The following is a 631-nucleotide window of genomic DNA, read 5'->3' as shown; positions in this document are numbered from 1 at the left end:
AGCCCGGCCACGGCCCCAATCTCAACCGGGTCTCTGATCCCTCGCGCCTCCATCTCCTGATCAAGCAGCATGCGCAGGCGGAGCGCCTTCGCGCGCTCGGCGTCCATGGCGCGGCGCTCTTCAGCTGAGATCCGCGGCTTGTCAGGCGAAGAAGGCAACGACCGATAGTCAGGCGGCAGGCTCATGGATGGCGCCGCCCTTTAGCCAATGGTGATGTCGGAACGAGCCGCCAGCGCCTCAGGGCGGGATCAGGAGCCTGTGCTCGGACGGAATGCTCGATGCACATCGACTGGCAGCTATGCCGTCCGGCTCTCAGCCGAGGCTGCCGCCATCATCTTCGCCAAGCGCGCCGTCGTAGCCCTCATCTCCTTTTCCACCCTCACCTCCGCCAGCCGAGCCGCCGCGGCCTCGGCGATGGCACCAAACTGCCCGGTGATCTCGGCCAATGACATGTGGGGATAGGCCTCCTGGCAGATCCGCACATAAGCCCGCATCACGCGCTCCAAGGTGGCTGCCTGCTGCTTCTTGGATAGGCCGGCCAGGGTGACAGTCAACAAGGCGACGGGATCGACGGGATCAGCGAGCATCGGAGCCACGCCACTGCCGTAACGGTGCCGCCTTCCTGGTCCGC

Annotated in this window: 2 protein-coding genes; both read right to left on the bottom strand. The window is 65.9% G+C overall.

The annotated features are described in order from the left end of the window. On the bottom strand, positions 1 to 185 hold a 185-nt coding region (locus JMJ56_RS33250; RefSeq protein ID WP_202836139.1), incomplete at its 3' end, for a hypothetical protein. Positions 186 to 296: 111 nt separating this feature from the next. Next, positions 297 to 631 (bottom strand): hypothetical protein (locus tag JMJ56_RS33245; RefSeq protein ID WP_236039081.1); only part of this gene is annotated, 335 nt, incomplete at its 5' end.

Origin of the sequence: Belnapia arida, from assembly GCF_016773205.1 — a bacterium.
In the GTDB taxonomy this organism is placed as follows: domain Bacteria; phylum Pseudomonadota; class Alphaproteobacteria; order Acetobacterales; family Acetobacteraceae; genus Belnapia; species Belnapia arida.
This window is presented reverse-complemented; position numbering and strand designations above follow the sequence as displayed.